Source organism: Pseudonocardia sp. SID8383, from assembly GCF_009864975.1.
GTDB classification, from domain to species: domain Bacteria; phylum Actinomycetota; class Actinomycetes; order Mycobacteriales; family Pseudonocardiaceae; genus Pseudonocardia; species Pseudonocardia alni.
Map to the genome: position 1 here is coordinate 1 of NZ_WWFY01000887.1, position 8,066 is coordinate 8,066.

7 protein-coding genes and 1 pseudogene are annotated in these 8,066 nt (G+C 73.3%); 2 read left to right on the forward strand and 6 right to left on the reverse strand.

Features of this window, described 5'->3' with window-relative positions:
• Window positions 1-150: 150 nt before the first annotated feature.
• On the reverse strand, window positions 151-1,728 hold the full coding sequence (locus GTW08_RS21415; protein ID WP_346009949.1) for a phosphatase PAP2 family protein: 1,578 nt from the start codon (window positions 1,726-1,728) through the stop codon (window positions 151-153).
• Window positions 1,729-1,770: 42 nt separating this feature from the next.
• On the opposite strand from GTW08_RS21415, the gene pafA reads away from it, so the two are divergent.
• A complete protein-coding gene (pafA, locus tag GTW08_RS21420) occupies window positions 1,771-3,132 on the forward strand; it encodes a Pup--protein ligase (RefSeq protein ID WP_073574841.1) in 1,362 nt (453 codons plus the stop codon).
• 42 nt (window positions 3,133-3,174) lie between these two features.
• On the opposite strand, the gene glsA (GTW08_RS21425) is transcribed toward pafA, so the two are convergent.
• From glsA (GTW08_RS21425) to GTW08_RS21445, 5 genes are all read right to left on the reverse strand, one after another.
• A complete protein-coding gene (glsA, locus tag GTW08_RS21425; protein WP_073574842.1) occupies window positions 3,175-4,170 on the reverse strand; it encodes a glutaminase A in 996 nt (331 codons plus the stop codon).
• Window positions 4,171-4,221: 51 nt separating this feature from the next.
• Complete coding sequence (locus GTW08_RS21430; protein WP_073574843.1) at window positions 4,222-4,860, reverse strand: DUF6226 family protein; 639 nt, start codon at window positions 4,858-4,860, stop codon at window positions 4,222-4,224.
• Between the two features lie 111 nt (window positions 4,861-4,971).
• Window positions 4,972-6,060: a sugar-transfer associated ATP-grasp domain-containing protein gene (locus tag GTW08_RS21435; RefSeq protein WP_202417500.1), complete on the reverse strand. Its 1,089-nt coding sequence runs from the start codon at window positions 6,058-6,060 to the stop codon at window positions 4,972-4,974.
• 64 nt (window positions 6,061-6,124) lie between these two features.
• Window positions 6,125-7,174 carry a glutaminase A gene (gene glsA / locus GTW08_RS21440; RefSeq protein ID WP_073574844.1) on the reverse strand — a complete coding sequence of 350 codons (1,050 nt, stop codon included), beginning with the start codon at window positions 7,172-7,174 and terminating at the stop codon, window positions 6,125-6,127.
• A 64-nt stretch (window positions 7,175-7,238) separates the two neighbouring features.
• On the reverse strand, window positions 7,239-7,478 hold the full coding sequence (locus GTW08_RS21445; protein WP_073574845.1) for a hypothetical protein: 240 nt from the start codon (window positions 7,476-7,478) through the stop codon (window positions 7,239-7,241).
• 174 nt (window positions 7,479-7,652) lie between these two features.
• Here GTW08_RS21445 and GTW08_RS21450 point away from each other — a divergent pair.
• Window positions 7,653-8,066, forward strand: a pseudogene (locus GTW08_RS21450) (WYL domain-containing protein); the annotation flags it as partial.

Here is an 8,066-nt window from a genome sequence, read left to right on the forward strand (position 1 = left end):
CCTCGGCGCCGCCCGGGTCGAGCCCGGCGCCCACGGCGCGCACCCGGCCCCCGTCCAGGAGCACGTCGACGGGGTCGCCCAGGCCGTCGCAGCCGGGCCCCAGCGGCCGCACCGACCGCAGCAGCACGGTGCCTCCCGTCGGCACGCCGCTCATCCCTGGAACGGGCGGTCCCGCCCGGTCCAGCGGTCCTCGTCGCGGCGGTAGACCGGGATCGGCTTCTCGGCGACCCGGAAGGTGTAGCGCCCGGCCTCCTCGACGACCTCGCCGTCGGTGGCCAGCATGCTCGGCTCCAGCAGCTCGACGTCGAGGCTGGGCACCTCCCGCTGGTGGTAGACCCGGCTGTGCCCCAGGGCCCCCAGGATCAGCGCGAGGACGACCCGCAGCCGGGAGAACCGCACGTCGGCGCGCAGCCAGCGGACGTCGAGCAGGCCCGAGTCCAGCGTCGGACGCCAGGCGGGCACCGCGCCGCGCGGGTGGTACGGGCCGTTGCCCACGAACAGGAACCAGACCTTGTACCAGCGGTCCCCGAGCCGGACCGAGATCTTCTCCGAGCGCTGCAGCACCGTGATCAGTGCCGCGGCGAACGCCGGCCACTTGCCGTAGCGCGGCTGCCACTGCTCGCGCAGCCGCACCAGCTCCGGGTAGGAGCCGATCGACGCGGTGTTGATGAAGTAGCGGGTGCGGGTGACCGAGACGTCCTCGGGGTCGTCCAGGCGGCCCGGATGGGCCTCGACCAGAGCCAGGTCGACCGCGACGGCCTCGCCGGCCTGGGTGGCGTCGACGGCCTCCTGGGTGTCGTAGACACCGACGTCGCGGGCGAAGTGGTTCAGGGTCCCGCCCGGCACCACGACCAGCGGCAGCCCGTGCCGGTCCGCGACCGCGGCGGCGGTCGCGACGGTGCCGTCTCCGCCCGCGACGCCCACCGCGCGCACCCAGTTCCCGCGCTCCTCGAGCGCTTCGGTCAGCATGTCCTCGACCTTCACCCCGTCACCGACGACGAGGTGGTGCGCGGCGGGCAGCCGCTCGCGGACCTCCTCGGACACGTCCTGGTCGGGTGGCCCGGAGAACGGGTTCGACACGATGACCAGGCCCTCGCCCTGCGGCAGGACCGGGACGGTGTCGATCGGGCGGGCGCGGGCCTCGTCGCTGGGACGCACCGGCCACCAGCGGTTCGTCAGCTTCGCCACGCCGGTGCCGATCGCCGCCCCGACGAGCACGTCGGAGGTCCAGTGCACGCCCACGTGCACCCGGGACCAGCCGACCAGCGCCGCCAGCGGCACCACGACCGGTGCGGCCCGGCGGTTCTCCATCACCACCGCGGTCGCGAAGGCCGCGGCCGAGGCGGCGTGCCCCGACGGGAACGACGACGACGACGGGGGGTCGGCCACCGTCCGGTAGACGGGCAGCTCCGCCGCGGCCGGCCGCCGGCGCGGCAGCAACGGCTTGAGCAGGGCGTTCGCGGTGAGGCTGGTCAGCGCGATGGACGCGATCCCGCGCATCGCCGCCTTGCGCCCGGCGCCGCGGCGCACCGCCATCAGCGCCGCGATGGTGAACCACAGCACGCTGTGGTCGGCGGTGCGGGTGAGCCGCCGCAGCGAGGTGTCCACCCGGCTCGGCGGACGGCTCGCGATGAACTCGGTCACCGCCCGGTCGGCCCGGGAGACCGAGTCCACCCCGCGGTCCAGACGACGGGACCTGCGGGCGACGCGTTCGAACCATCCACTCACAGTCGTGACAGTAGAGGGGGTCGGGCGCCTACCCTGAACGGCATGCAGCGTCGGATCTTCGGGGTCGAGACGGAGTTCGGTGTCACGTGCACCTTCCACGGACAGCGCCGACTGTCCCCGGACGAGGTGGCGCGCTACCTCTTCCGCCGGGTGGTGTCGTGGGGCCGGTCCTCCAACGTCTTCCTCCGCAACGGTGCCCGTCTCTACCTCGACGTCGGGTCGCACCCCGAGTACGCCACCGCGGAGTGCGACTCGCTGACCCAGCTCGTGTCGCACGACAAGGCCGGTGAACGGATCCTCGAGGACCTGCTCGTCGACGCCGAGCGGCGCCTGGTCGACGAGGGCATCGGCGGGGACATCTACCTGTTCAAGAACAACACCGACTCCGCGGGGAACTCCTACGGCTGCCACGAGAACTACCTCGTCGCGCGGCAGGGCGAGTTCTCCCGGATCGCCGACGTGCTCCTGCCGTTCCTGGTCACCCGCCAGCTCATCTGCGGTGCCGGGAAGGTCCTGCAGACCCCGCGCGGAGCGGTGTACTGCCTGTCCCAGCGGGCCGAGCACATCTGGGAGGGCGTCTCCTCGGCGACGACCCGGTCCCGGCCGATCATCAACACCCGCGACGAGCCGCACGCCGACGCCGAGCGCTACCGGCGGCTGCACGTGATCGTCGGCGACTCGAACATGTCCGAGGTGACGACCCTGCTCAAGGTCGGGTCGGCCACCCTGGTGCTGGAGATGATCGAGGCCGGCGTCCAGTTCCGGGACTTCACCCTGGACAACCCGATCCGCGCGATCCGCGAGATCAGCCACGACCTCACCGGGCGCCGCCCGGTGCGGATGGCCGGCGGCCGGGAGGCCTCCGCGCTGGACATCCAGCGCGAGTACCACGCCCGCGCCGTGGAGTACCTGGAGGCGACCGGGCACCCGGACCCGGCGATGGCGCGCGTCGTCGAGCTGTGGGGCCGCACCCTCGACGCCGTCGAGTCCCAGGACCTGTCGAAGATCGACCGGGAGATCGACTGGGCGATCAAGCACCGGCTGGTGGAGCGCTACCGGGCCAAGCACGACCTGGAGCTGTCCAGCGCCCGCGTCGCCCAGCTGGACCTGGCCTACCACGACGTCCGCCGTGGTCGCGGCCTGTTCGACATGCTGCAGCGCAAGGCGCTGGTCGACCGGGTCACCGACGACGGCGAGATCGAGGCCGCCAAGGACACCCCGCCGCAGACGACCCGGGCGAAGCTGCGCGGGGACTTCATCGCCGCCGCGCAGGCCGCCGGGCGGGACTTCACCGTCGACTGGGTGCACCTGAAGCTGAACGACCAGGCCCAGCGCACCGTGCTGTGCAAGGACCCGTTCCGTGCCGTCGACGAGCGGGTGGACCGCCTGATCGCCTCGCTCTGACCGCGGCCCCGCGGTGGGTGGACACCCACCCCGGGGTACGGCTCAGTCGGGCTGGGCGATCCGACCGAACCGCGATTCCTCCGGATCGGCGAACACGTGCAGCCCGAACCGTGACGACAGCTCCCGGCAGACCGCGACGCCGCGCACCGAGTTCCCGTGCCGGTCCAGGCCGGGGGAGTACACCCCCAGCCCGAACCAGCTCGGCAGCACCCCCATGATCCCGCCGGACACCCCGCTCTTGGCCGGGATGCCGACGTCGTGCGCCCACTCGCCTGCGGCGTCGTACATCCCGCACATGCTCATCACACTGATCACCGTGCGCAGGTGCTCGCGGGGCAGCGCCCGTTCCCCGGTCAGCGGGTTGACCCCGCCGTGGGCCAGCGTGGCGCCCATCGTCGACAGCTCCGGTGCGGTGACCGTGATCGAGCAGGCGGCGAGGTAGACGTAGAGGGTGTCGTCGATGTCGCCGTGCAGCATGCCCAGGCTCCGCATGAGGTAGCTGAGCCCGAGGTTGCGGTCGTTGGAGACCAGCTGCTCGTCGAGGACCGCGCGGTCGATCTCCAGCGACGGGTTGCCGGTGTAGACCCGGTTGCACTCCAGGAGCCGCTCGGCGCGCTCCTCCTTGGTGGCCCCCTTGACCATGTTCGCCGCGACCAGCGCCCCCGCGTTGATCATCGGGTTGAACGGGCGGTGGTGCGTCTCGTCGAAGGAGATGGAGTTGAACGGGTCCCCCGACGGCTCGACCCCGACCCGGCGCAGCGTCTCGGCCAGGCCGTTGTCCTCCAGCGCGAGCCCGTAGGTGAAGACCTTCGAGATCGAGTGCAGCGGGAAGCGGACGTCGCAGTCGCCGACCTGCCACTGCGTGCCGTCGACGTTCGTACCGGCCAGGCCGAACTCCTCGGCCCGGGCCTCCATCTCGGGCGGGTAGTAGCTGACGACCTCCTCGCCGGGCAGCAGGATCCCGCTGCCGGCGGTGCAGGTGCTGCGGAGGTCCTCGAACTGCTGCTGGACCAGTTCGCGTTCGGCCTGCGCGACCATCGGTGTCCCTTTCGTCGGGGGTGTCCGGTCGCACCGTAGCGAGCGCGCGGCTCAGGTGTGGCGCGGCGGCCAGGTCGCCCACACGACCGGAGCGTCACCCGGGCCGGCGCACACGGTCGCCCTACGGCCGTCGGACGTGGCGTCGGCGACGGTCTCCCCGGACGACGACCTGCCGCGGTGCGGTCCGAGCGCGTGCCCGACCCACGTGACGCCGTCGCGACGGGTGCACCACTCCCGGAACGTCCCGGCGACGACCGCCGCGACGGTGTGCTCGAGCTCGTCGGCGACCTGCGACCAGGTGTCGTCGCAGGCGTCGCACCCGCACGGCGGCAGGTGCGCGGACAGCAGGTGCCCGGCCCGGACGACGACGCCCGGGAAATCCGTCCACACCAGCGTCACCGTGGCCGCGTCCGGGTCGCGCGGGCGCAGCGTCGCCACCCGGACCGCGCCCGGCTCGTCCCGGGCGGGGGCGTCCTCGTGCTCGACATCGACGTCGTAACGGGCGGCCAGGTGCGCGACGACGGCGTCGGCGACGGTGTGCAGCGGCCGGAACCGCTCGGAGTGGGTCACCACCGAGTAGCTGTCCTCCGGTGGGCCGTCCGGACCCCAGCGGCTCCCGTGCGGGACGACCGTGCCGGTGGCGTCGTGGAACACGGCGGCCGGCACGTCGGGTCGCCGGTAGGTGTCCATGCCCCGCAGGGTGCCGGACCCCGCGGGGCGGCCGCACCCGGATTCCCCGGGCCCGGCTCGGCCATGACACCGGAGCGTCGTCCCCCCGCCGGGGGCGTCCGGAGACCGAACCTACGGGCCGGGCCGTCGCGGGGCCGGGATCCGGGCCGCGGGTCGCCACAGCCGTTCCCAGCCCATGTCCGCGAAGCAGGGGCCCTGGGTGGCCTCGGAGAACTTGATGTCGTTGTGTCCGGCGTTCCACTCCAGTACGACGGGCCGTTCGTCGGCGTCGACGGCCAGGTCCCACCCCACGCAGCGCGCGAACGGCATCCCCCGGTGCAGCTCCAGCACCGCCGCGACGCACCCGTCGAAGCCCGGCACGGTGGTCCCCGTGAACCCCGCGCCGGAGTCGGGGTGGGCATCGACGCGCGTCCAGCGCGGGGTCAGGCCGTGGTCGGCGAGCCGGCCGGTCGTGGTGTCCACGGCGACGCGCACGTGGCTGTCGGAGCGCACGTGGGTGTCGGCGGCGCGCCCGAACCGGAGGTAGGCGGCCCGGACCGAGGCGACGCCGTCGTCGGTCACGACGGTGGTGACCCGCATCGTCGCCACCGAGCCCGGGGTGAACCCCGCGAGCAGCGGGTGCTGGTCGACCCAGCTCTGGAACACCCCCGACGGCAGCCCGCCGAGCTGGTCGGGGTCGAACCCCGACCGGTGCAGCACCCGTACCCCGGCGCCCTGGATCGAGTCGTCGGACTTGAACACCGCCCGGTCGGAGCCGGCGAACAGCACCGACGCGAGCCCGGCGTGGTCGAGGTGGCGCAGGTCGCGGTCGTAGAGGCCGCCGTTGACCCAGTAGGCGACGTCGGCGAACAGGTCGGACTGCAGCAGCCGCCGCGACAGCGGCTTGAGCTTCGAGACCTCGCCGTAGGGCCCCTGCACCGCGGGGAGCACGACCCGGCCGTAGTAGTTGTCGGGGATCCAGCCCTCCCGGAACTCCCCGGCCACCGCGGCGTAGACCCGCAGCCAGGGGGCGTAGCCGCGCCAGCCCAGCACGTCGCCGGCCCAGGCGTCGCACGCCCGGGCCGGCGCCGGGTCGGACGGACCGCGCTCGGCCTCGATCGCGGCGAGGATCGCCGCCGCCTCCCCGCGGTGGCGGCGGTGGAACCGGATGGCCCCGGCCCGGCGCAGCGCCCGGTCCGCGACGACGTCCAACGTGGCCATGCGTGCCCTGCTCCCGGTGTCGACGACGATGTCCCGCAGAGGACTCGTCCGCCGCGCCGGATCGTTAGAGCCCGTCGGGCAGCCAGCCGTCGCCGGAGGGGTACATCTCGGTCGCCTCCTCCCGCCGGCCCGGGCGCACGATCCGGCCCAGCCGCGACTCCGACGGGTCGGCGAACACGTGCAGCCCGAACCGGTCGGACAGCTCCCGGCACACCGCGATCCCGCGCACCGAGTTGCCGTGCCGGTCCAGCCCGGGGGAGTAGACGCCGACCCCGATCGCGTCCGGGATCGCCGCCAGGATCGCCCCGGACACGCTCGACTTGGCCGGGATGCCGACCTCGTAGGCCCACTGCCCGGCGGCGTCGTACATGCCGCACATGCTCATCACGCTGAGCACGTCACGGGTGTAGCTCCGCGGCAGCGCAGGCACCCCGGTGAACGGGTTCGCCCCGCCCCGGGCCAGGGTCGCCGCCATCGTCGACAGCTCCGCGGCGGTGACGGTCACCGAGCAGGCCGCCAGGTAGACGTACAGGTTGTCCTCGATGTTGCCGTGCAGCATCCCCAGGCTGCGCATCAGGTAGGACAGCGCGACGTTGCGGTCGTTGGAGACCAGTTGCTCGGCGAGGATGTCCTCGTCGACGGCCAGGTCGGGGTTGCCCGCGTAGATCCGCAGCCGGGTCAGCAGCCGCTCGACCTTCTCCTCCTTGGTGGCGCCGTGCACCAGGTTCACCGCGACCAGCGCCCCCGCGTTGATCATCGGGTTGAACGGGCGGTGGTTGACCTCGTCGAAGCTGATCGAGTTGAACGGGTCGCCGGAGGGCTCGACCCCGACCCGCAGCAGGACCTCCTCGCGGCCGTTGTCCTCCAGCGCCAGGCCGTAGGTGAACACCTTGGAGATCGAGTGCAACGGGAAGCGGACCCCGGCGTCGCCGACCTCCCACTGGGTGCCCTCGATGTCGGTGGCGGCCAGCCCGAACAGCTGCGCCTGCCCGGCCATCGACGGCGGGTAGTACGCGACGACCCGCCCGTCGGGCACCCCGCCGGGGCTCCCGACCGCCCGGTGCAGCTCCTCGAGCTGCCGCTGCACGATCGCGCGCTCGGCCTGCTGCTCCATCGGCGCCCCTCCTCGCGGACCGGTCCGTCCGGTGCGGAGCGCAAACTAGATCACCGGTGCCGGATCACTCGATCCCGGGCATGATCCGGCGGCGCAGCTCGGCCAGCTCGTCCTGTACCTCCGGGTCGGCCGGGCCCGCCTTCTCCGGCGCCGGGGCGATCCCCATCGACCGCAGCAGCCCGGTCGCGGCCGCGGCCGGGTCCCCGGTCTCCCCGAGCACCGGGTGCAGACCCTGGTCGGCCAGGTGGTGGAACACCAGGTTCACCACGGTCCACGGGTTGAACGTCTCCTGCTCACCGGACATGCGCCACCTCCACGTGCCGGTGCGGCCGCGGCGCCGCACCCGGGGTCGAGCCTTTTCCGTACGCGCGTCGCCGTCAACGACCCTGTCGCAGGATGAGACACCCCGGCGCGGTCCCGGGTGCCCGCGGCCCGGGGCGCCCGATCCCTCCCGTCCGGCCTGGCTACGATGCCCGTCGTGTCCTCCGCCCGCGCCGAGCGACTGGTCAACCTGGTGCTCTGCCTGATGTCGACGCGCCAGTACCTGTCCGCGGAGCGGATCCGGTCCATCGTCCCCGGCTACGCCGACGGCACCGGCGACGAGGCGTTCTTCCGGATGTTCGAGCGGGACAAGGCCGAGCTGCGCGAGCTGGGCGTGCCCCTGGAGACCGGCCACAACTCGGTGTTCGACACCGTCGAGGGCTACCGGATCGCCCGGGCCGACTACGAGCTCGGCGAGATCCACCTCGACCCGGACGAGGCGACCGTCGTCGCGCTGGCCGGGAACCTGTGGGACTCCCCGGAGCTGGCCGGCGCCGCGCACGGGGCGCTGGTGAAGCTGCGCGCCGCGGGCGTCGAGGTCGCCGAGACCCCGGCCGCGGCGATCCGGCCG